Raw genomic sequence first — 20,896 nt, forward strand, 5'->3', positions numbered from 1 at the left:
CTAGAGGTCTCCGGTCGCGCCGGCGGTCATGATCTCCATCATGGTGTCGCGGACCTTGACGGCCAACTCCTTAAGGCTCGGCGGCAGGTCGGACATCCCGATAACCTTGTCCATGTCCAGGGTGACCAGCCAGGGCTTGCCCGCCTGATCCTCGATCAGGGTGATGCGGCAGGGCAGATAGGCCGAGAAGTCGATGTTCTCCGCGATCATCTGGGCGGCGATACGGGCGTCGCAGAACTGGAAGATCTCGATCCGCTTGGTCTCCACGCCCATGGCCTCCAGTTCCTTGGAGAGCGGCAGGCGGGCGACCAGCTTGAAATTCAGTACGTTGGCGCGCAGCAGCATGGATTCCACCGCGTCGTCCGGGGAGACGTCCTCGGCCAGCGGCATCTTGACCACGGTGTCGGCGATGCTCATGCCCTCGGCGCGGGTCGCGGCGGTGGTCAGCAGCAGCATCGGCAGCGCGATCAGCAGGGTCAGCCACTGGGTTCTATTCGTTTTCATGAGTGTTCTCATTATTTGTCCTCAGTCGAATCGATAGTGTTTTTCAACGGCCTCCAGCACCTCCCAGACGCAGGAGAGTCCGGCGGGGAAGGTGATCAGATCGCCCCGGCTGAAGGCTTGGGGCGCGCCTCCTTCCGGCGTCACTCGAAACCGGCCGCGCACCACGTAGCAGGTTTCCGTCTGATCGTAATGCCAGGGGAATTCGGACGGCTCCTTCTTCCAGATCGGCCAGTCCTCGACGCCGAGCACCTCCAGTTTGGCGGGCGAGGGCTTGTGTTCGCAGCGGATCTCCAGATCATTCATGCGGTCAGGGCTCCAGTTGGGCGCCGCCGGTCGGCGGCCGGGTTCGTCCCAGGCTCTATATTGCGGATCCTGGGCGGGGTTTTCCATGCGCGGGATTGTCTGGGGCATCCGCTTCGGCGACACTCCGGCGCATGGCACCCTCGATCTCCAACGCATCGCTCGATGATATCGCGGCGCGGGTCGGCGAGCAGATGCGGGCGCGTGGTTCGATGCTCGCGACCGCCGAATCCTGCACCGGTGGCTGGATCGCCAAGGTCGTGACGGATCTGGCCGGTAGCAGTGCCTGGTTCGATCGTGGATTCGTCACCTACAGCAATGCCGCGAAGCAGGAGATGCTGGGGGTCGACGCGGATCTCCTGGAGACGCACGGGGCCGTGAGCGAACCGGTGGTGAAGGCGATGGTCGCCGGCGCCCTGGCGCGGGGGCGGGCGGAGGTCGCCGTGGCCGTCAGCGGCATCGCGGGTCCGGGCGGCGCCGTCCCCGGCAAACCGGTCGGAACCGTCTGGTTGGCCTGGGGTCTGGCTGGACGTCAGCCCCTGGCCCGCTGTCTTCGGCTGGAGGGCGATCGCGAGGCGGTGCGGGCTCAAGCGGTCCAGGCGGCGCTCCTCGGCCTGCTGGAGGTGCTGGGGGCGGATGTCTGAACGCTGGTTCCTTGCCCTCTGGCCGGATTCCGAGACCCGCACGGCGCTCGAGGCCCAACTCGTCGGGCTGATTCCGTTCCAGGGGCGCGCGACACATCCGCTGGACCGGCATCTGACCCTGGTCTTTCTGGGCGAGCTGGATCCGGATCGGTTAGGCGGCGTGGAGTCGGTCGCCTCCCAAGTGAGCGCGCCCAGGTTCGAGCTTGAGCTGGACCGTATCGGCCACTTCGCGCGATCCCAAATCCTCTGGTGCGGGCCGTCGCGCACGCCCGAGCCCTTGACGGCACTGGTCGCCGACCTCCAGATCCGGCTCGCCGCCCGCGGGATCGCCACGGATCCGCGACCCTATCGGCCGCATCTGACGCTGGCGCGCCGGGTCCGGCAGGGGGCGTCGCTGGATCTGCCCGCGCCGGTGCCTTGGCCGGTGACCGAGCTGGTGCTGGCCTTCGGGCGGAGCGGGGCGCCGCCGCGCTATCGGATCCAGCGACGCTGGCCGCTCGGTCGCGTTGGGATATAACGCTTGACGCTTGGTTATGCCATAATTCCAAGCTTATTCACGGGGCTTGGAGGGCGGCTTTCGAGGCTTGGCGCGCCCGATCGGCTCGATAAGGATCGCGGCTTGGGGTTTCATTTCGCAACGGAGACCGAATGAACGAGAACCGCAAAAAGGCGTTGGCCGCCGCGCTGACCCAAATCGAAAAGCAGTTCGGCAAGGGCTCGGTCATGCGCATGGGCGATGTCGGAGCCGTGCGAAATATCGAGGCCATCTCCACCGGCTCGCTCGGTCTCGACCTGGCGCTCGGCATCGGCGGGGTACCGAAGGGCCGCGTGATCGAGATCTATGGTCCCGAGTCCTCCGGCAAGACCACCCTGACGCTGCACATCATCGCCGAATCGCAGAAACTCGGCGGCACCGCCGCCTTCGTCGACGCCGAGCACGCGCTCGACCCGGTCTATGCCGAGAAGCTCGGCGTCAATGTGACGGATCTGCTGGTCTCCCAGCCCGATACCGGCGAGCAGGCGCTCGAGATCACCGACATGCTGGTGCGCTCGGGCGCGCTGGATGTCGTGGTCGTGGACTCGGTCGCGGCGCTGACCCCCAAGGCCGAGATCGAGGGCGAGATGGGCGACTCGCACATGGGTCTGCAGGCGCGGCTCATGTCCCAGGCGCTGCGCAAGCTCACCGGCAACATCAACCGCTCCAACTGCTGCGTCATCTTCATCAATCAGATCCGGATGAAGATAGGCGTCATGTTTGGCTCGCCCGAAACGACCACCGGCGGCAACGCCCTCAAGTTCTATGCCTCGGTGCGGCTCGATATCCGCCGCACCGGCAGCATCAAGAAGGGCGACGAGGTGATCGGCAGCGAGACCAAGGTCAAGGTAGTCAAGAACAAGGTGGCGCCCCCCTTCAAGCAGGCCGAGTTCGATATCCTTTACGGGCACGGCATTTCGCGCGAGGGCGAGATCATCGATCTCGGCGTGTCCCAGGGTTTCGTCGAGAAATCCGGCGCCTGGTACAGCTACGAAGGGACGCGTATCGGCCAGGGCAAGGACAATGCGCGCAATTTTCTGTGCGAGAACCCCGCGATCGCCCAGGGCATCGAGGCCCGGATCCGCGACAAACTGTTGCCCAAGGTCGGGGGCGAGACGCCGACTGAAGCGGCCGAGGCGTCCCCGGAGGATTGACCCTGAACGCTCGGGCTCCAGATCCGGCCGATAGCGATGGCCTTGAGGCCATCGGCGAGGCCGAGCGTCTAGCGCTTCGCCTGCTGGCGAGGCGCGAGCATTCCTGTCTCGAATTGAGGCGCAAGCTCATGGCGCGCGGTCTTGGATCGAGCGCCGTCGACGGCGCGCTTGAGCGTCTCTTGGCCCAGGGCGCGGTGAACGAGGCCCGTCTGGCCGAGCACTATGTCGCCGAGCGTGTCGGCAAGGGCTTCGGTCCGCTGCGCATTCGCGGCGAGCTGCGCGAGAAGGGTCTTGACGCGACCCTGATCGACCGTTACCTGGAGCCCATGAGCGAAGAATGGCCAAGCTGTCTGGCGCGGGTGCACGATCGCCGCTTCGGCCCCGAACCCCCCACCGACCGTGCCGACTATGCCAAACGCGCGCGTTTCCTCGAACAGCGTGGTTTCACCCCAGATTCGATCCGGCGCCTGCTGCGCTTTCATGACTGACCGGAGCCGAGCGGCGAACGGTCCATTCGAGATGTTCCCATGACCACCAGTGCAGAGCTTCGAGCGAGCTTCCTCGATTATTTCGAGCAACGCCAACACGAGCGGGTCGCCTCCAGTCCCCTGGTGCCGGCCAATGATCCCACCCTGCTGTTCACCAACGCCGGCATGGTCCAGTTCAAGGATGCCTTCCTTGGACGCGAGCGCCGCGCCAACAACCGCGCGGTCAGCTCCCAGCGCTGCGTGCGCGCCGGCGGCAAGCACAACGACCTGGAGAACGTGGGCTATACGGCCCGGCATCACACCTTTTTCGAGATGCTCGGCAATTTCAGCTTCGGCGACTATTTCAAGCGCGAGGCCATCGCCTACGCCTGGGATTATCTGACCCGTGTCCTCGCCCTTCCGCCGGAACGGCTCTGGGTGACCGTCTTCACCGAGGATCAGGAGGCGGCCGACATCTGGCTGAACGAGATGGGGGCCGACCCGCAGCGCTTTTCCCGCTGTGGCGCCAAGGACAATTTCTGGTCGATGGGCGACACCGGCCCCTGCGGTCCCTGTTCCGAGATCTTCTACGACCACGGCCCCGGCATCTCCGGCGGCCCGCCCGGCTCGCCGGACGAGGACGGCGATCGCTATGTCGAGATCTGGAACCTGGTTTTCATGCAGTACAACCGGGACGCCGATGGCAATCTGACCCCATTGCCCCGGCCCTCGGTCGATACCGGCATGGGTCTGGAGCGTCTCGCGGCCGTGATGCAGGGTGTTCACAGCAACTACGAGATCGATCTCTTTCGCCATCTGATTCAGGCCGCCGCCCAGGCCACCGGCTGCGCCGATCAGGCCGACAAGTCGCTGCGCGTGATCGCCGACCACATCCGCTCGACGGCCTTCCTGATCCTGGACGGCGTGACGCCGGGCAACGAGGGGCGCGGTTACGTCCTGCGCCGCGTCATGCGGCGCGCGATCCGTCATGGATATCGGCTCGGTTGCTCCGAACCCTTCTTCCACCGGCTGGTCGAGCCGCTCGCGCGCGAGATGGGCGATGCCTATCCCGAATTGCGGACCGGTCAGGCGCACGTCGAGCGAATCATCCGACTGGAGGAGGAGCGCTTCGCCGAGACCCTGGAGAACGGCATGCGCCTCCTCGACGAGGCCATTGGCGCGCTGAGCGATGGCCAGATTTCCGGCGAGACCGTCTTCAAGCTTTATGACACCTACGGCTTCCCGATCGACCTGACCGCAGACATCGCTCGCGAGCGCGGTCTGTCGCTGGACACCGAGGGATTCGAGCGGGCCATGGCCCGTCAGAAGGAACGCGCGCGTGCCGCGAGCCAGTTCGGCACGACCCAGACCCTGGGAATCCAGATCCAGGGCGAGACGGATTTTTGCGGCTATGACCGGCTCCAGGAAGAAGCCACGATCGTCGCCCTCTATCGCGACGGCGACTCGTGCGACGTCCTGGAGACGGGCGAGGAGGGTCTCGTCATCCTCGATATCTCCCCCTTCTATGGTGAGTCCGGCGGCCAGATGGGCGATCAGGGCTGGCTGACGACCGAGACCGCGCGCTTCGAGGTATCGGACACGCAGAAGAAGGGCGATGGCGTCCTGATCCATGTGGGTCGGGTCAGCGCGGGTCCGCTGGTCGTGGGCGACCGCGTGGACGCCCATGTCGACGCCGAGCGACGGCGCGCGACGGCGCTGAATCATTCCGCGACCCATCTTCTGCACGCCGCCCTGCGCGAGGTGCTGGGCGAGCATGTCCAGCAGAAGGGCTCGCTCGTCGGGCCGGAGCGTCTGCGGTTCGACTTCTCGCATTTCGAGCCCGTCTCGCGCGCTCAACTGCTGACCATCGAGCGGCTGGTGAACCGCGAGGTTCGCGCCAACCATCTGGTCGAGACCCGTATCATGAGCCTGGAGGACGCCAAGGCGTCCGGCGCCACGGCCCTGTTCGGCGAGAAGTACTCCGATCAGGTGCGGGTTCTGCGGATGGGGGGCTTTTCCACCGAGCTGTGCGGCGGCACCCATGTCAAGGCGGTCGGCGACATCGGCCTGGTCAAGGTCGTCTCCGAGAGCGGTATCGCCGCCGGCGTGCGACGCATCGAGGCCATCACCGGCGCCATGGCGCTGGACTGGATCGAGGCGGACGAGGATCGTCTCTTGCGTCTGGCCGGTCTGCTCAAGGGCGGACGCGAGGATGTCGATGAGCGCGTCATCCAGCTCATGGATCGCGCGCGCCGGCTTGAGAAGGAGCTGGAGCAGCTCAAGGCCAAGCTTGCCAGTTCCGCCGGGCAGGATCTGGCCGCCCAGGCGGTCGAGATCCAGGGCGTCAGGGTCCTCGCGGCGCGTCTGGATGGGGCGGATCCCAAGAGCCTGCGCGTGACCCTGGATCAGATCAAGGACAAGCTCGGCCGCGCCGTGGTGGTCCTGGCGACCGAGTCCGACGGCAAGGTCAGTCTGGTGGTTGGCGTGACCAAGGATCTCACCGACCGGCTCAAGGCCGGCGACCTGATCCGCGAGGTCGCGGAAAAGGTCGGCGGCAAGGGCGGCGGTCGACCCGACATGGCCCAGGCGGGCGGCAACGACCCCGCCGGACTCCCCGCCGCCCTGGCGCTGGTCCCGACCTGGGTCGCCGATCGCCTCGCCGGCTGACGCTCAATCTGACAACTGACAACTGACAACGGTTCGAGATGAAAGACGTGCAACCCAGGAAGAAGCGATGGCCCTGATCGTTCAGAAATACGGCGGAACCTCGGTCGGAACCACCGACCGGATCCAGGCGGTTGCCGATCGTGTCAAGCGCTGGCGCGACCAGGGCGATCAGGTCGTGGTGGTGTTATCGGCCATGTCGGGCGAGACCGACCGGCTGATCGGTCTGGCCAAGCAACTCCAGCCCTGCCCCGAGCCGCGCGAGCTCGACGTGCTGCTGTCCACCGGCGAGCAGGTCACCATCGCGCTGCTCAGCATGGCGCTCGCCGCCCAGGGTTGCCCGGCGCGCTCCTACACCGGCGCCCAGGTGCATATCCTGACCGACAGCGCGCACAACAAGGCGCGCATCCGTGACATCGACGCCGCGCGCGTGCGAGCCGATCTGGACGCCGGGCGCGTGGTCGTGATCGCGGGCTTTCAGGGCATCGACGAACACGGCGACATCACCACGCTTGGGCGTGGCGGCTCGGACACCTCCGCCGTGGCCATCGCGGCCGCCCTCAAGGCCGACGAGTGTCAGATCTATACCGATGTCGATGGGGTCTACACGACCGACCCGCGCGTCGAGCCCAGGGCGCGCAAGCTCGACCGCATCACCTTCGAGGAGATGCTGGAGATGGCCAGTCTGGGCTCCAAGGTGCTACAGATCCGCTCGGTCGAGTTCGCCGGCAAATACCAGGTTCCCTTGCGCGTGCTTTCGAGCTTCGAGGAAGGCGAGGGCACCCTGATCACCTTCGAGGACACCAACGTGGAAGACGCCAAGATTTCCGGAATCGCCTTCAGCCGCGACGAGGCCAAGCTGACCGTGCTCGGCGTTCCGGATCAGCCGGGCGTGGCCTACCAGATCCTGGGTCCGATCGCGGACGCCAATATCGAGGTGGACATGATCATCCAGAATATCGCCGCCCAGGAGACCGCGACCGATTTCACCTTCACCGTCCATCGCAACGACTACGCGCGCGCCCTGGAGATCCTGAAGGATACGGCGCGCGATCTGAGTGCTCGCCAGGTGCTCGGCGACGACAAGATCGTCAAGATCTCGCTGGTCGGGGTCGGGATGCGCAGCCACGCCGGAATCGCGAGCCAGATGTTCGCCAGCCTGGCCAAGGAAGGGATCAACATTCGCATGATTTCGACCTCCGAGATCAAAATCTCCGTCGTGGTCGACGAGAAATACCTGGAATTGGGTGTGCGTACACTCCACGAGGCGTTCGGTCTCGATCGTCCGGAGGCCGCCTAGCCCGGATTCCGTGGGTTGGACCGTTAGTCGGAAGTCTTGCGTTCGTCGCTTGTTTTCGTCCCCTCCGACCAAATCTGACGCAACATGGGGTCTCGTACTATGGAGATCTCGCGGTAGTTGGTAGAATACTCGACATAGAGCCTCGCTCTAAGAGCTTGGTTTAGGCATGGTTCAACCATCGCGCGCGCGCCGCGCGACAATAGGTCGGGTTCGCCGGGCCACATGAATCATTTGTTCGGAATAGGGATTCCATAGGGAGACCGAAACAATGTTGATTTTGACTCGCCGGGTGGGCGAAACGCTGATGATCGGTGACGAAGTTACCGTTACCGTGCTTGGCGTTAAGGGCAATCAGGTCCGGATCGGCGTCAATGCCCCGCGTGATGTCGCCGTCCATCGTGAGGAAATTTACGAGCGGATCAAGCGAGAGCAAGCCGAGACCGGGCAGGACTCGAGCGTGATGAGTCATGCCAATCAGCTTGACTGATTGGAATGCAAGGCCGGGTGTGTTAGTATACTCGGCCTGATGAAGCGTCTCGGCCTTTAAGGGGTTTTCACGGAACCCAAAAAGTCGAATAGCTAAGTCAATAAATGCATAATTTACATTGCATTTAAAAAGTTTAAGGAGAGATGGCCGAGTGGCTGAAGGCGCTCCCCTGCTAAGGGAGTATAGGTTAATACCCTATCGAGGGTTCGAATCCCTCTCTCTCCGCCAATTCTTTAACGCTACTGATTTTTCTTTAAGATCAGTCAGTTAAAGTGCTAAAATAAATCGTTTCCCCACACGTAATCCAGCGCTTTCCTTGGCGTTTCTTGCCGCATCCGTTCTTCCCGCGAACCCAGACACCCGGTCCTTCGGCTTTCAACTACCAGCTCCGCTTCCAGCTTAGAGCCAGGGGGTGGCATGGCCGTAATCACTTCCGTGCGGGTCGGTTTTCATCTGCTTGGCGGACGCTGGGTCATCAGCCAGGAGACCCCGAACGAAGCTCGACATCCGCGCTGTCTCGCCATCGCCATCGCCGTCTTCGGCGCAGGTTCGGCCATGCTCGGAAGTTCTCTGGCGTTGCCCTCCAAGGCTTTGCCACATTCGATCCAGGTAGCCTTGATCCCTGGTGCCGGTTCGGTGAAAGCCAGATCGTAGATGAAGCCGTGACCATCTTCCCCGAGGTTGCTCTTGGCTCGGGCCAGTAGTCTTTGACCGTCGGGCAATCTGGTTGTCGCCATGGACGCACGGGCCAAGGCACCTAAGGCCAGCGAGCCTGTCACTCGGTCGACTGGATCTTTGCCTTGGCTCCCTTTGGAGAAGTGCGAGATGCCCAGGACAGCACATTGACGGAGAGCGACAAGGTCAACCATGGGTTGCATCTATCCGCAAAGGCAAGGGGTGCGGTGCGGTGAGTTGGAAAAACATGTGGGCCATTTACGCCATGATCGGCGAGCTTTCCACAAAGTGGAGCATGGGGATCATCGCCGTAAGCTCGACCGTAGACCGCTTTTCGTCAACTCGCTGCGATCACCCGAAGGCGCGCTAATCCCCGAGCTCATGAGGGAGAACCGAAGGATGTTCGACATCTGCCGGACGATCCCAGTCGCGGATTTTGAAAAAGATGGGTTAGTGTTAGCCGCGCGACCAGGACGAACCCCGAAACTCCCGCCCCGGCGGAGTTTTTGCCCGCCCAAGATTGGCCCATGAAAAAAATGGGTTAGCCGAAAAAGCTAACCCATTGTTTTATTTGGTGCGCCCTGTGCGACTCGAACGCACGACCACCTGATTAAAAGTCACAAAGTCCGCTCTTCGACCGTTATCGCCTGTCTACGATATCTCCTTATATATCATATGCTTAAAAGATCACGCTATACTCTCCTTCACGCAGAGTCACCGCCTCTCACCCTCTTTACGGGTGACTCAGTGGTGACTCAACTCGGAGGAGAGCGCACCGATGAAACTGACCAAGCGCGTGATCGATACGGCCGCTTATCAGGGTGAGAGCAACGCCCGATGCGTCCTCTGGGATACGGAAGTCCCGGGCTTCGGATTACGGATTTTTCCCTCGGGCAAGAAAGCCTTCGTGCTGTCCTACCGCACGCAGGGACGCAAACGGCTGATGACCATCGGCACCTATGGCGTTCTGACGCTGGACCAGGCACGCATCAATGCGCGTGCGTTGCTGTCGAAGGTGGAGACGGAGCGAGCCGATCCACTCGCCGAGCGTCAACGCGACGCGCAGGGCGAAACCCTGAGGGATCTCTGCGTTGCCTACATGGAGCGGCACGGACAAGCTAAGAAGAGTGGCGCTGAAGACCAGCGGCGTATCGACAAGCATCTCCTACCCGCTTGGGGAAGCCTGAAAGTACGAGCCATCACCCAGGCCGATGCGGCCGCCCTCCATGCGAAGATCGGCAAGACCCGCCCCTACGAGGCGAATCGCACCCTGGCGCTCCTGTCCAAGATGTTCGAGCTGGCCCGACGGTGGGACTTCGTCCCCAAAGATCACGCGAATCCGGCACGCGACATCGATCGCTTCAAGGAGCACAAGCGCGATCGCTGGATCACGCCCGAGGAACTCCCGCGGCTCGCGCAGGCGATCAACGAAGAGCCCAACGAGGTGGCTCGGCACGCCTTATGGCTTTACCTGCTGACCGGGGCGCGCAAGAGTGAGCTACTGCAGGCACGCTGGGAGCACGTCGATTGGAGTCGCGCCGAGCTGAAGCTGCCCGACACCAAAGCCGGCCGGGTTCACTACATTCCGCTTTCCTCTCCGGCCCTGACGCTCCTCCGCGAGATTCCACGCGAAGACGGCAACCCATACATTCTCCCTGGCCGCGGTCCGCGCTCGAAAAAGGACGCTGGCGAGCATGAGCCGCAGCCGGCGCCTCTGGTGAATATCAGCAAACCTTGGAACCGGGTTCGAAAAGCCGCTGGCGTGGAAGATGTTCGTTTGCACGACCTGCGCCGCACGGTCGGCAGCTGGCTGGCCCAGTCGGGAAATTCCCTGCACCTGATCGGACGGGTTCTCAACCATTCAAACCAGTCGACCACCGCCGTTTATGCTCGCTTCGGTGAGGATTCGGTACGCGCCGCCTTGGAGCAGCACGGCGCCCGGCTCCTGGGTGTTGCGGGCGTTACCCCGACAGCGACGGCCGTCGAGCCCGCGGCGAAGCCTACGCCGGACGACCAATAAGGCCTCCCGGACGGTGGGCGGCCCGTGCCGCTCGCCGGTCCTGAGCACGCCCGAACGCCGAGCCTTTCGTTCACAGCCGCGGAATCGCTCCGGTCGGAAGCCTGAGTGTCGGCGGTGCGTCCGGGAAGCGCGCGAATTCATAGCGCTCGTATCAGCCGCGTACCCGCTCGTGCTTGGCGTCGACGATCATGCCGATCTCCACGGCGAGTCGGGCGCACCGCTCGAGCGCATCCATCAGCAACAACTCCCCCAGCCCCTGCCCTTGATGCGGCCGATCGACCGCCAAGCACGCCAGGCGCGCGACCGGGAGCGGAAAACGCGGGAATCGCGTGGCATAGGCCGCCGGGAGCTGGTCCTTGAGGATGGCCGCCATCGCCAGACTATAGAACCCCAGCACCCGCGACGTAAATCCCGGGCCATTCGCCTGACCCTAAAAGCCATCGCCAGACTATAGAACCCCAGCACCCGCGACCCCTCGGCCGCCACATAGGTTCGGCTCAGGTTGGTGGTGGTGTGCTGGCGCGCGAAGCGGCGCAGGTAGTGGTCCAGCTCGACCTCACCGCACGCGAAGGCACGCCGATCGTGATGGGCCGCCAAGGGCTCGAGGCGCATCCGCGGCGCGCGCTCAAGCGTCCGTCGGTTCGGAGCGCCAAGCGCGGTAGCGCGCCATCGCCGCCGCGAGCTTGGGGCGCGGCTGGTCGAGACTGTCGAGCGCGGTGACGAAGGCCTCCCAATCACGCGGACTCAGGGCCAGGGATTCGACCTCGCTCAGCACGGCCTTGGCGCGCGCTTGCGCCGCGCTCAGGAGAAAGGCGCTCACCGACATCCCGGCGGTGGCCGCCGCGCGGGCGATCAGCGCCTTCGTCTCCGCCGAGGTGCGCAGGTCGATGCGCTCAAGTGCCGCGGGCATGGCTCGGTCCTGTGTCGGTGCGGATGATGTACGGATGAGGGTGGCTTGCTGTACACGGACGCGCAACGCCGATCGGACCTCAAGGACGGGCGTGGCGACACCCGCATCCAGATGAGAGCCGCCGACGCGACACGTCGATCCCCGCCATCCTCGATGTCCGCCATTCATAGCCGTCACCGTAAACGGTGCCTCGTTCAAGGGACCGTTGTCGAGTGACGTGCGCGTGTGAGTTTTATAGGCTACGCGTGTCTTCGACAACCGACGTGCTATGAATCCGTCATCGCACCAATGATGCGCGTTCATCCTGGCGTTCGCGGACAGTGCGAGCGACTTTACTCCACTCGATGAATGACGCCGCCGCGGATGACAGGGTTTCTGGCACTGATTTCAATGTATCAACCCTTCATTTCAATCGAGGCTCCCATGCCGCGGATATCGACCTCTCCCCTGCGTCGCCGGCTCACCGAGCGTGAAGCCGCGGCCGAGCTTGGCATCAGCTTTCGCACCCTTCAGCAATGGCGCGTGCGGGGCGTCGGTCCGTCTTTTCTCAAGATTGGCCGCGCGGTTCGCTATGACGCCGAATCGCTCGAAGCCTGGCTGTCCCAGCACGTCCACACGAATACGGTGCGGTGAGGAGTCGGGGCCTGCGCCATTGAGCGGGCCACCAAAACGTCTCCGTGATCCTCACGATCACGGAGCCGTCGAGACAGCCGCTCGCACCGCCTCAGAATGACTAAACCGTTCCCCAGGGGCTCACAGACCCTGGAGACAAAGCCCGACCGCAGCCACGGTTGAGCACCGGCGGCCTGATTCTAGCGCATCCGTGGAATCATGGCGCCGGAGCGCGCCCCGCCGCGCCTGCGGTCATTCCATCATGGCCCTGGAATGACCCCCATGTCTGCATTCGATTGGATTGATTGGCGCCCGTGTGCCAAGCAGACGCCTCAACACCGTCTGGACGTACTCTTACTGGACGTGCTCTTACCAGTCATGCATCGCCTACTCGTGCGGGTGGTCGTGCGAGACCCACGCCTCGGGAGCTGGCCAGCGTCCCAGCGCAACCGCGGGGACGCTGGCCGGCGAGTCAGGGAGGGGAGAGGATGCGACGACTGACCGCCTCCGTGCTCAAGGCCGCGTTGCCCGCCGCGCTCTACTACGCCCGCGTACTCCCCACGATGCCCACGCCCACGCGCGCGGGCTGGGTCGACGGAGGGCTCTGTCCCTTCCATGCCGACCGCCATCGCGGCAACTTCCGTGTCCACCTGACGACCGGTGCCTATGGCTGCTTCGCCTGTGGTGCCAAGGGTGGAGACATCCTCGCCTTCCATCAGGCCTCGACCGGTCAGTCCTTCCAGGGCAGCCTCCGGGATCTGGCGGAACAGTTTCGGCTGGGTTCGGGAGATTGGCCATGAGCGCCCCGGCACCGACCGGTCCGTGTGAGGGGTTCAACCCGGATCCAGATGCGCAGAGCCCCTGGCAGCCACCGGCGACCTGGCGGGACGCGGACGGTGGGGCCATAGCGCACGGCACCCGGGTCTGGCCCTATCTCCCGATCGACGGCGGTGTCCCGCTCGGATACGTCGCCCGCTACGAAACCCCGGACGGGCGCAAGCGGGTCATCCCCTTCTTCCGCCGCCGGGTGCGCGGCGGCTGGACAGTGGGCGCACCGCCCGAGCCACGCCCGCTCTTCGGGCTCGATACCCTGGCGCGGGACGGGCCGATCCTCGTCACGGAAGGCGAGAAGGACGCCAGCGCCCTCCAGGCGCTCGCCCTCGCGGCGGTGACCTCCCAGGGTGGGAGTCAGGCCGCCGGGAAATCCGATTGGACGCCGCTGCGGGACGCCGCCGCGCACGGGCGACCGATCCTCGTTTGGCCGGATCAGGATGCCCCCGGACGGCACTATGCTGCGGCGGTGGCGGAACGGCTCGGATCGGCCTGCCGCTGCCTGCTGCACGCGCCGGTCGGGACACCCGACATCGAGGGCGCCGGGGCGGCGGATTGGCTGCGGGCCGAGCTGGCGGCGATCGGGATCGACTGGGATGGCCTGACCCCGCCGGCCCTCCCCGATGCGCCGCGAGCGGCCTTGCGGGCGCGGCTGCTGGACGCCCTGCCCGAGCTTCAAGGCCCACTCCCCTCGGCCTGGAGGGCACCGTCCAAGCAACCGGCGCCGGATCGGCGCGCCGACACGGCCCCCAAGACCTATGTCGTCACGGACGAAGGCACCTTCCGCATCACCCGTGGCCACGGCGGCGAGCCGGTCCAGCAGCCGTTGGCCAACTTCGTCGCCACCATCCAGGAGGAGGTGCTGCGTGACGACGGACAGGAGCAGACACGCACCCTCACCCTGACGGGTACCCTGTCCGGTCAGGCGCTCCCGCCCATCACCCTCGGCCTGGAGGCGTTCGCGCGCATGGAGTGGCCGGCCCGCTACTGGGGCACCCGGACCCTGATTCATCCCAGCCAAGGGGCGAAGGAGCACCTGAAATACGCCATCCAGCTCCTGTCGCATCAGGGGGCGCCGACCGTTATGACCCGCACCCTCTTCACCCATACCGGTTGGCGGCGGCTCGACGGGGCCTGGTACTACCTCTCGGCGGGAGCGGTGATCGGGGCGCAAGGCGCGGTCAGCGACATTGAGGTGGACCTCGGGGAACTGGGGCCGCTCTACCGTCTGCCGGCGCCCAGCACCAGCGACGCCGAGCGCGGCGAGGCGGCCGCGGCGAGTGCCGCGAGTGCACAGCTGGCACCGCCCGAGGTCGCGGTGCCCTTGATCGCCACCGTCTATCTGGCCCCGCTGACGCAAGCGCTGGGGGTCGATTTCGCGCTTTGGCTGGAGGGGCCGAGCCGCAGCATGAAGAGCACCCTGGCGGCCCTCATGGCGGCCCATTTCGGCGCTGGCGCCGAGCGCACCCAGCTCGCGGCCAGCTGGCTCGATACGCCCAATGCGATCGGGCTGAAGCTCTTCCTGCTCGCCGATACCCTGGCGGTCATCGACGACTATGCCCCGCAGCCCTCGGCCAGCGAGCAGGCGCGGCTCGACAAGACGGTGGCGACCCTCATCCGCGGCATCGGCAATCGCGCCGGACGCGGACGGCTGACGGCCGACATCCGCCTGCAAAACGAGCGCAAGCCGCGTGGTCTGGCTCTGTGCACGGCCGAGCAGTGGCCGACCGGCGAGAGTCTCCAAGCCCGTCTCTTCGGGGTCTCGCTGCGACCCGGTCAGTTGGATCTGGCGCGCCTGAGCGAGGCGCAGGGGCTGGCCCGGCGGGGTGTGCTCGCCCGCGCCATGGCCGATTACCTCCAGACCCTGGCCGCGGATCTCTCCGCCCGTAGCGAGGCGCTCAAGGCCGAATGGCAGGCGTGGCGCACGACAGCGCTTCGGGCCGGACTCTCGGGGCGGACACCGGACCAGGCCGCCTATCTTCTCATCGGCTACAGTCAGGCGTTGGACCATTGGCGCGCCTGCGGTGCCCTCGCGCCAGCGCAAGCCCAGACGCAGCTGCGCCAGGCCGAGTCGCTCATCCTGGCTCTGGCCAAGACGCACGAGGGACGCCTCGCCGACGCCCAACCCGCCGACACCTTCATGGCGATCCTTGGTGATGCCTTGCACTCCGGCACCGTGCATGTGCGCAGCCTGGCGGAAGGTCGTCCGCCGGGCCACGCCGAGGCGCTCGGCTGGAAAGGCGATGAGCCGGGCGGTCCGCACATCGGCTGGGTCGATGCCACGAAGGCGCTGCTCTACCTGCTCCCAACGCCGACCCTGGAGGCGGTCTACAGTGCCTCCAGGCGCATCGACACGCCGCTCAACCTGCGGCCAACGGCCTTGAAGCGCCAACTGTTCGAACGCGGCTTTCTGCTCTCGGGCACCGCCGAGCCGCGCGGCGGCAAGCCGGTCGAGCGCACGACACGCAAGGTGCGCATTGGCCAGCGGACGGCCTCGGTTCTGGTCTGCCCGCTCGACAGGCTCGAGCTGTAGGGGGAGAGCGGCGACTCGCCACCCAAGCCACCCAAGCCGGCGATGCTTCGAGCGGGTTGGTGCCGAAAACAAACTTCCGACATCTTGTGCGTCTGCCAGTCCGAGCCGCGACCACCGCAGGTTTCCAAAACGACCGAGGGGGTGGTGTCAGGATCTGGGAACAGTGGGAACAGATCTGTAACACGCTGACGATAAAATACATTCCTTAAGCGGAAAGGCTCTTTTTGGCGGTCAATGATGGGAACATTGGTGGGAACAAGCCGACACGAGCCGGCGCAAGGATCGGGTCATATCGGTGTTGCCCCAAATGGAGAGCACAACAAGGCGCGCTGAAAAGAACCGGTCGACACCTCCTGATCGCTTGGGCGCCGCCTCGCCTATGCTGTTACGGTGGTCGAGGGCCGTCCTGAACACGGGGTGGTCGCGTGGCTCCGCGGCCGCGTGGAAGGCGTCGAGGTCGACAGGCCGGATCAGGCGTGTCATAGACGGATTTGCTAAAGGCGTTGGTTGTCGGGCGACGAGCCTCCCGGCCAGGGCGGATTCCAGTCGAGGTTCCGGTGTGACACGATTGGTCGTATGAAGCGGGTGTCCGCCGCCGGCCCCGTTGGTCTCTACCCCAGCTCACCTGAATCCTATGTCAGATCTCCACGCCTGGCTGGCTTGCTTCCCGCGCTCCGGGCGCCTGGAGTGGATCGGTCTGCGGCCCGAGCGGCGCGCGCCCGTGCGGACGCCGCCATCCGTCATAGCCTTGGCTGGCCAGGGCCTGGAGGGCGATCGCTATCGCGCCCGCGGTCGCGGTTCGCGCCAAGTCACCCTGATCCAGGCCGAGCACCTGGCGGTGATCGGCGCCCGGCTGGGCCGTGCTCCGCCCGCGCCCGATCTCCTGCGCCGCAACCTGGTGGTGTCCGGGATCAACCTGCTCGCGCTCAAGGGGCGGCGCTTCCGGATCGGGGAGGCCGTTCTGGAGGGAACCGGCCTCTGTCCTCCCTGCGCGCGCATGGAGGAGGTTCTGGGCGCTGGGGGATACCAGACGATGTGTGGCCACGGTGGCTTGACGGCCCGCGTCGTGCGCTCCGGACGGATCGCGGTTGGGGATGGCGTCATGGTCCTCGGTCCAGCCGAGGCGCCTGATTCGTCGTCAACCGAGAGCGGCCACTGAGTTCAACTAGCTGGCTGGCTCTTGCGTCCCAGGAGCGGTCGCCGGACATGCCCTGGATGGTGACCGCAATGCAAGGTTAAGCGGAACCCATAGGCTTGTAGGGCACTCGCTGTTCCTTTGCCCCAGGCATTGACTCGCAACATCGGAGTCAGGCTCCCCGCGATCGCCGTTCGACCAGGGAAACAGCCACCGGCACCCGCAAGTGGTGTCTTCCGCCTGCTCGGTTGGCAAGGCTAGTCGTATCCGTTGAAAGTGTTGCAGTAGCATGTGAGCATCGGTGGGCAAGAATCGACCTGTTAACAACCCAACAAATCGGACTTATCTTGGACATGATAGCCCCACCGACGCTGCAACTCCGTTCGATCTTTGATCTCCTGCAGGACAAATTCTTTGTCCCGTCCTACCAGAGGGGTTATCGCTGGACGGCTCGACAGGTTGAGGATCTGCTGGAGGATCTGGCCACGTTCCAGCTGGCGTCGCGACAGACCGATCCGACGAACTTCTATTGCCTGCAGCCAGTAGTCGTCCGCCGCTGCGGCCCGAACGAGTGGGAACTCGTCGATGGCCAGCAGCGGCTGACCACGATTTACCTGATCCTCCGCGCATTGCAGAAGTTTGCGGATCTTCTCGGTCGCGGCTGCTATGAGATTTCCTACCAAACCCGCCCTGACAGTGCCAAGTTTCTCAAACAGCCTATCCCCGAGAAGGCCCAGGAATACATCGACTATCACCACATGTACGAAGCTTACCAGGCCATCAAGCGCTGGTCTGACGGACGGGACGGCGGGCTGCAGCTGGATTTGCTGAGATGTCTGACAGGCCCCGATGGCGACGCGCCGAACGTGCGCGTCATCTGGTACGAGCTTAGTGAACATCAGGATCCAGTGCAGGTCTTCGTGAGGCTGAACGTGGGCCGCATCCCGCTGACCAGCGCCGAGTTGATCCGTGCGCAGCTGCTGCGTTCTGATCGCAAACAACTGGAGCAGCGCGACGCACTCCAAATCCCGCAGGATTGGGACCTGATCGAGCGCCGTTTGCAGGAGGACGGCTACTGGTACTTCCTGCAAAGCAGCAATTTGGACCTTCCTGCGCGCATTGAGTACCTGTTCGATGTCTTCATTCGTATGAAGCACGAACGCAAGGCGGAGGATCTGGCCAACGATCCGCTGGCGACGTTTCTGGAGTTCCAGGCGCTGCTGGAGGTGAATCCGGGAAATGTGTGGGACTTGTGGCAGGAGTTCAAAAAGCTAACGCAGACATTGGAAGATTGGTACGAGGATCGCGTCCTGTACCACTTGGTTGGTTTTCTCATCGCAACAGCTACGGCGGACAAGACCGCAGACGCCCGGCCGCGCCAAGCCGAGGCCCGGGTCCTGCTCGATCTCCTGAGGGAACGCATTAAGTCCACCAACACGGCATTCGACCAACACCTCCGGCGGTTGGCCTGGAAGCGCTTTGCCGGCCCGCGCGTCGCCGAGCTTCCCGCTAATGGCCTCACGGCGCCGGAACTGGCACGGCGAATCACCGACCGCATCGCCGAGCTCAGCTACGGTTCGGCGTCGGTCCGCTCGGTCTTGCTCTTGTTCAACGTCGCGGGCCTCTTAGAGCAGACGGCGTCAACCCAGCGGTTCCAGTTCGATGGGTTGAAGAACAACACCTGGGACATCGAACATGTCAGGTCAAACAGCTTGTCCTCGGCCTCTTGCCAAGTCAATCGGCCCTGCGGCGGGGCCTGGAGTTTCGCAAGCTCCTTTCGCTTCTGCTCCAATACGGGCTGAAGCGCCGGACTGGCCGCCACAAGTGGCTCTAGTGCCTGTATGGCTTGCTCGACTTGTTGAACCTGTTCCGGATCGACTGCTTGAACGCTCGCGGCAAGCTGATGGAAAAGCAGACTCCGAACATGATCGCGCTCGCTTTCCTGCTGAAGCTTGGCGGCAAAGCGCGCGGTACCCTGCCGACTGTCGGTAAAGGTAATGATGCGTCGCCCATCAAGTGGCCTGGCCTCTTGCCCATCCGGCAATGGCGGCATGGCCTCAAGCAGCGTCGGAATGGCCGCGCCAAGCAGGAAAGGCGCGCCGATGCGTACCGGTCGAAATAACTGACGGTCTCGTTCGCGTTCATGACAAACCGCGCATTCCAGACCCTGATCGTCTGGCAGACGCAAATGCACCTGAATGCCTTCCTGTCCTGAGGTGTCGAGCCGACCGTCCGCGGCCAATCCCCAGTCTCGAACCGTGGCGTGATCCGCCCGCGTCAGCAGACGGGGTTGCTTCGCGGACTGGATCACAGGCTCGGCATCGCTTTCTTCGTCGTTGATCGGCGGCTCAAGCTCCTGCTGAAACTCATCTTCGGTCCAGTCGAACTGGCGACACTCCAACCAATCCTGACCATCACGATGCGTTTCGGCCGCGGACAGATACTCAGCGCGGCATTCGCCGCATTGCACCAGGTCAAAGACGGGGGACTGACAATCCGGACAATGCTCGCGCCGTTCGAGGAACACACCCCCAAAGGGCCAGTCCGCGGCGTCGAGCCTGGTGTTCGCGCGTCCTGGACAGCTTGCGTTAGCACAGGCCCACAAGCCACTGATGGTGCGCTGAAAGAGATGTCCACGCAGGGGTAGAAAAGCCTCGTCCTTCTCATTGGATGCCTGAGTGCAGACATCCAGCCAACCGAGCATCTCGCGCCGGGCTGCTGCATCGTCACGCCCGAGCGTTTCCCGAGCCAGCTCGCTCAACCGACGGGGACGTTCGACGAGTCGAGCGCGCAAGTTGCGCATCCGGGCATCGCTTGCGAGTGTACGAAAGCATTGAGCCGGATCCAGCGTGCGGAGATTATCCTGATCGGGGCAGGGCTGATTAAGTTCACGCAGCGACTCGGGCAGGGTCGGTGTCTCGCGCTGCCCTTCGATGACCTGCACACGATCCAGGCCGACACCGGCGACATCCGCCAGGAACTCGGCAAGATGGCGACGAGACTCGTCACTGGCATCCCCCAAGGTGGCCGATGTCGCGATAAACCGCACCTCGCTCGCCTGACAACCGAAGGCATGTAAAACTCGTCTGAGCAACAAGGTGAGTTCGGCGGCCTGAGAACCCACATAGGTATGCGCCTCATCGATCACGATCCAGCGTAATTGACCCTGTGACTGATCGAGGATGGGGCGATCCTGGTTCCGCACCAGCATGTACTCCAGCATGGTGGCGTTGGTAATCAGCAGTGGCGGTGGATCGGTGCGCAACGTCCGGCGGTCGGGTACCTCGCAGCGCCAGTCGCTCTTCGCTTGGTCGGGGGTATCCCCGTTGTAAAGGCAGAAACGGACCCCGCCCTTGAATGGCTCTGACCAGGCGATGAGGCGATCTTTCTGGCTCTTGATCAAGGCGTTGAGCGGATAAAGGAACAAGGCCCTGACTCCGGTCAGCGGTGCCCGTTGGCGCTGCTCCAGCTCGACAGCAAGATCATTGAGGATCGGAATCAGGAAGCACTCGGTCTTGCCCGAGCCGGTTCCGCTGGTGACCAGGATCGAGCGCGCGGCCTCCAGCAAGGCCCGCCAGGCTTCCAACTGATGACGGTAGGGGCGCTGCCGAGCGGGAAAGCTGTAGTCCTCGCTCAAACCCTGTCGTGGAGGCTCACGCAGCGCCCGCACGAGGTCAGGATGCAGCAGCTTGCCACCCAATCCGCCAAGGGTGAAGTCCGCTGGCTGCCATCCGAAGCTGGCCTCGAAGACCGGATCGGCCAGAAAAGCGCCTGGTAGTCCCGCATTCTGGTCGAGCAAGGATCGCAGATGCTCTCGCAAAGCATCGTTGCGGAAACCTCGCAGCCCCAAGACTGCGCGGGTTGCGCGCCGGCTGAGTTGTTCGGTCAAGGTGGTGTAGAAACGGTCGGCACTTCCCATGTCAAGACTCCGTCGTCATCTCGGCCAGATGCATCGTCAAGGCGATGGCATAGGCAATATCAAACCACTCACGCTCAGTACAGTGCATTTCACATTAAGATATTGATTATAATGACATCGCCATGAGATTCTGCCCCCAATGTCCTGATGTCTGAAATCCGTACCGTCAAACGGCTCCGAACCCTGCTCGCCACTCACCTGGACTG

Annotated in this window: 17 protein-coding genes, 2 tRNA genes and 1 pseudogene; 14 read left to right on the forward strand and 6 right to left on the reverse strand. The window is 64.2% G+C overall.

Features of this window, described 5'->3' with window-relative positions; genetic code table 11:
- Entirely contained in the window at nucleotides 1–504 is a 504-nt protein-coding gene (locus tag CKO27_RS08135; protein WP_242470792.1) for a DUF302 domain-containing protein, read from the reverse strand.
- 21 nt (nucleotides 505–525) lie between these two features.
- Nucleotides 526–807, reverse strand: a complete 282-nt coding sequence (locus CKO27_RS08140; RefSeq protein WP_200374401.1) for a cupin domain-containing protein — start codon at nucleotides 805–807, stop codon at nucleotides 526–528.
- A gap of 131 nt (nucleotides 808–938) precedes the next feature.
- Here CKO27_RS08140 and CKO27_RS08145 point away from each other — a divergent pair, with 131 nt between their 5' ends.
- The 8 genes from CKO27_RS08145 (at nucleotide 939) to CKO27_RS08180 (ending at nucleotide 8,283) form a co-directional block, all read left to right on the forward strand.
- Nucleotides 939–1,448, forward strand: a complete 510-nt coding sequence (locus tag CKO27_RS08145) for a CinA family protein (RefSeq protein WP_200374377.1) — start codon at nucleotides 939–941, stop codon at nucleotides 1,446–1,448.
- Nucleotides 1,441–1,965 carry an RNA 2',3'-cyclic phosphodiesterase gene (thpR, locus tag CKO27_RS08150; protein WP_200374378.1) on the forward strand — a complete coding sequence of 175 codons (525 nt, stop codon included), beginning with the start codon at nucleotides 1,441–1,443 and terminating at the stop codon, nucleotides 1,963–1,965. Before CKO27_RS08145 ends, thpR begins: the two co-directional genes overlap by 8 nt.
- 131 nt (nucleotides 1,966–2,096) lie before the next feature.
- Entirely contained in the window at nucleotides 2,097–3,137 is a 1,041-nt protein-coding gene (gene recA / locus CKO27_RS08155; protein WP_200374379.1) for a recombinase RecA, read from the forward strand.
- Nucleotides 3,134–3,625 carry a regulatory protein RecX gene (locus tag CKO27_RS08160; protein WP_242470793.1) on the forward strand — a complete coding sequence of 164 codons (492 nt, stop codon included), beginning with the start codon at nucleotides 3,134–3,136 and terminating at the stop codon, nucleotides 3,623–3,625. The genes recA and CKO27_RS08160 overlap by 4 nt, the downstream gene beginning before the upstream one ends.
- Before the next feature lie 39 nt (nucleotides 3,626–3,664).
- Nucleotides 3,665–6,271: an alanine--tRNA ligase gene (gene alaS, locus CKO27_RS08165; RefSeq protein WP_200374380.1), complete on the forward strand. Its 2,607-nt coding sequence runs from the start codon at nucleotides 3,665–3,667 to the stop codon at nucleotides 6,269–6,271.
- A gap of 67 nt (nucleotides 6,272–6,338) precedes the next feature.
- On the forward strand, nucleotides 6,339–7,568 hold the full coding sequence (locus tag CKO27_RS08170; protein ID WP_200374381.1) for an aspartate kinase: 1,230 nt from the start codon (nucleotides 6,339–6,341) through the stop codon (nucleotides 7,566–7,568).
- A gap of 268 nt (nucleotides 7,569–7,836) precedes the next feature.
- Nucleotides 7,837–8,055, forward strand: coding sequence for a carbon storage regulator CsrA (gene csrA / locus CKO27_RS08175; RefSeq protein WP_200374382.1), 219 nt, complete (start codon nucleotides 7,837–7,839; stop codon nucleotides 8,053–8,055).
- A 137-nt stretch (nucleotides 8,056–8,192) separates the two neighbouring features.
- A tRNA-Ser gene (locus CKO27_RS08180) sits at nucleotides 8,193–8,283 on the forward strand.
- Between the two features lie 1,019 nt (nucleotides 8,284–9,302).
- Here the strand turns inward: CKO27_RS08180 and CKO27_RS08185 are convergent.
- Nucleotides 9,303–9,377 (reverse strand) — tRNA-Lys (locus CKO27_RS08185).
- A gap of 131 nt (nucleotides 9,378–9,508) precedes the next feature.
- Between CKO27_RS08185 and CKO27_RS08190 the strand changes: the two genes are divergently transcribed.
- The gene (locus tag CKO27_RS08190) at nucleotides 9,509–10,750 is read left to right on the forward strand and encodes a tyrosine-type recombinase/integrase (protein ID WP_200374383.1); all 1,242 of its coding nucleotides are present in this window, start codon (nucleotides 9,509–9,511) and stop codon (nucleotides 10,748–10,750) included.
- Between the two features lie 151 nt (nucleotides 10,751–10,901).
- On the opposite strand, the gene CKO27_RS08195 is transcribed toward CKO27_RS08190, so the two are convergent.
- Together CKO27_RS08195 and CKO27_RS08200 are read right to left on the reverse strand one after the other, a co-directional pair.
- Complete coding sequence (locus CKO27_RS08195) at nucleotides 10,902–11,147, reverse strand: GNAT family N-acetyltransferase (protein WP_200374384.1); 246 nt, start codon at nucleotides 11,145–11,147, stop codon at nucleotides 10,902–10,904.
- 228 nt (nucleotides 11,148–11,375) lie between these two features.
- Nucleotides 11,376–11,660 (reverse strand): type II toxin-antitoxin system TacA family antitoxin, encoded by a 285-nt coding sequence (locus tag CKO27_RS08200; protein WP_200374385.1) that lies wholly within the window; start codon nucleotides 11,658–11,660, stop codon nucleotides 11,376–11,378.
- A gap of 423 nt (nucleotides 11,661–12,083) precedes the next feature.
- Here CKO27_RS08200 and CKO27_RS08205 point away from each other — a divergent pair, with 423 nt between their 5' ends.
- The 5 genes and pseudogenes from CKO27_RS08205 to CKO27_RS24480 form a co-directional block, all read left to right on the forward strand.
- On the forward strand, nucleotides 12,084–12,293 hold the full coding sequence (locus CKO27_RS08205; protein ID WP_200374386.1) for a helix-turn-helix transcriptional regulator: 210 nt from the start codon (nucleotides 12,084–12,086) through the stop codon (nucleotides 12,291–12,293).
- A 467-nt stretch (nucleotides 12,294–12,760) separates the two neighbouring features.
- Nucleotides 12,761–13,072: a CHC2 zinc finger domain-containing protein gene (locus CKO27_RS08210; protein WP_200374387.1), complete on the forward strand. Its 312-nt coding sequence runs from the start codon at nucleotides 12,761–12,763 to the stop codon at nucleotides 13,070–13,072.
- Nucleotides 13,069–15,636 carry a hypothetical protein gene (locus tag CKO27_RS08215; protein WP_200374388.1) on the forward strand — a complete coding sequence of 856 codons (2,568 nt, stop codon included), beginning with the start codon at nucleotides 13,069–13,071 and terminating at the stop codon, nucleotides 15,634–15,636. The genes CKO27_RS08210 and CKO27_RS08215 overlap by 4 nt, the downstream gene beginning before the upstream one ends.
- Nucleotides 15,637–16,270: 634 nt before the next feature.
- Complete coding sequence (locus CKO27_RS08220) at nucleotides 16,271–16,795, forward strand: MOSC domain-containing protein (RefSeq protein WP_200374389.1); 525 nt, start codon at nucleotides 16,271–16,273, stop codon at nucleotides 16,793–16,795.
- A gap of 329 nt (nucleotides 16,796–17,124) precedes the next feature.
- A pseudogene (locus CKO27_RS24480) lies at nucleotides 17,125–17,739 on the forward strand (DUF262 domain-containing protein); the annotation flags it as partial.
- 602 nt (nucleotides 17,740–18,341) lie between these two features.
- On the opposite strand, the gene CKO27_RS08225 reads toward CKO27_RS24480, so the two are convergent.
- Nucleotides 18,342–20,690, reverse strand: coding sequence for a DEAD/DEAH box helicase (locus tag CKO27_RS08225; RefSeq protein ID WP_200374390.1), 2,349 nt, complete (start codon nucleotides 20,688–20,690; stop codon nucleotides 18,342–18,344).
- Between the last annotated feature and the right edge of the window lie 206 nt (nucleotides 20,691–20,896).

The organism is Thiocystis violacea (assembly GCF_016583575.1).
Taxonomy (GTDB): Bacteria; Pseudomonadota; Gammaproteobacteria; order Chromatiales; family Chromatiaceae; genus Thiocystis; species Thiocystis violacea.

Coding starts and splice junctions, on each gene's coding strand:
- CKO27_RS08135 (WP_242470792.1), bottom strand. CDS start 504: ATGAAAACGAATAGAACCCAGTGGCTGACCCTGCTGATCGCGCTGCCG.
- CKO27_RS08140 (WP_200374401.1), bottom strand. CDS start 807: ATGAATGATCTGGAGATCCGCTGCGAACACAAGCCCTCGCCCGCCAAA.
- CKO27_RS08145 (WP_200374377.1), top strand. CDS start 939: ATGGCACCCTCGATCTCCAACGCATCGCTCGATGATATCGCGGCGCGG.
- thpR (WP_200374378.1), top strand. CDS start 1,441: ATGTCTGAACGCTGGTTCCTTGCCCTCTGGCCGGATTCCGAGACCCGC.
- recA (WP_200374379.1), top strand. CDS start 2,097: ATGAACGAGAACCGCAAAAAGGCGTTGGCCGCCGCGCTGACCCAAATC.
- alaS (WP_200374380.1), top strand. CDS start 3,665: ATGACCACCAGTGCAGAGCTTCGAGCGAGCTTCCTCGATTATTTCGAG.
- CKO27_RS08170 (WP_200374381.1), top strand. CDS start 6,339: ATGGCCCTGATCGTTCAGAAATACGGCGGAACCTCGGTCGGAACCACC.
- csrA (WP_200374382.1), top strand. CDS start 7,837: ATGTTGATTTTGACTCGCCGGGTGGGCGAAACGCTGATGATCGGTGAC.
- CKO27_RS08190 (WP_200374383.1), top strand. CDS start 9,509: ATGAAACTGACCAAGCGCGTGATCGATACGGCCGCTTATCAGGGTGAG.
- CKO27_RS08200 (WP_200374385.1), bottom strand. CDS start 11,660: ATGCCCGCGGCACTTGAGCGCATCGACCTGCGCACCTCGGCGGAGACG.
- CKO27_RS08205 (WP_200374386.1), top strand. CDS start 12,084: ATGCCGCGGATATCGACCTCTCCCCTGCGTCGCCGGCTCACCGAGCGT.
- CKO27_RS08210 (WP_200374387.1), top strand. CDS start 12,761: ATGCGACGACTGACCGCCTCCGTGCTCAAGGCCGCGTTGCCCGCCGCG.
- CKO27_RS08215 (WP_200374388.1), top strand. CDS start 13,069: ATGAGCGCCCCGGCACCGACCGGTCCGTGTGAGGGGTTCAACCCGGAT.
- CKO27_RS08220 (WP_200374389.1), top strand. CDS start 16,271: ATGTCAGATCTCCACGCCTGGCTGGCTTGCTTCCCGCGCTCCGGGCGC.
- CKO27_RS08225 (WP_200374390.1), bottom strand. CDS start 20,690: ATGGGAAGTGCCGACCGTTTCTACACCACCTTGACCGAACAACTCAGC.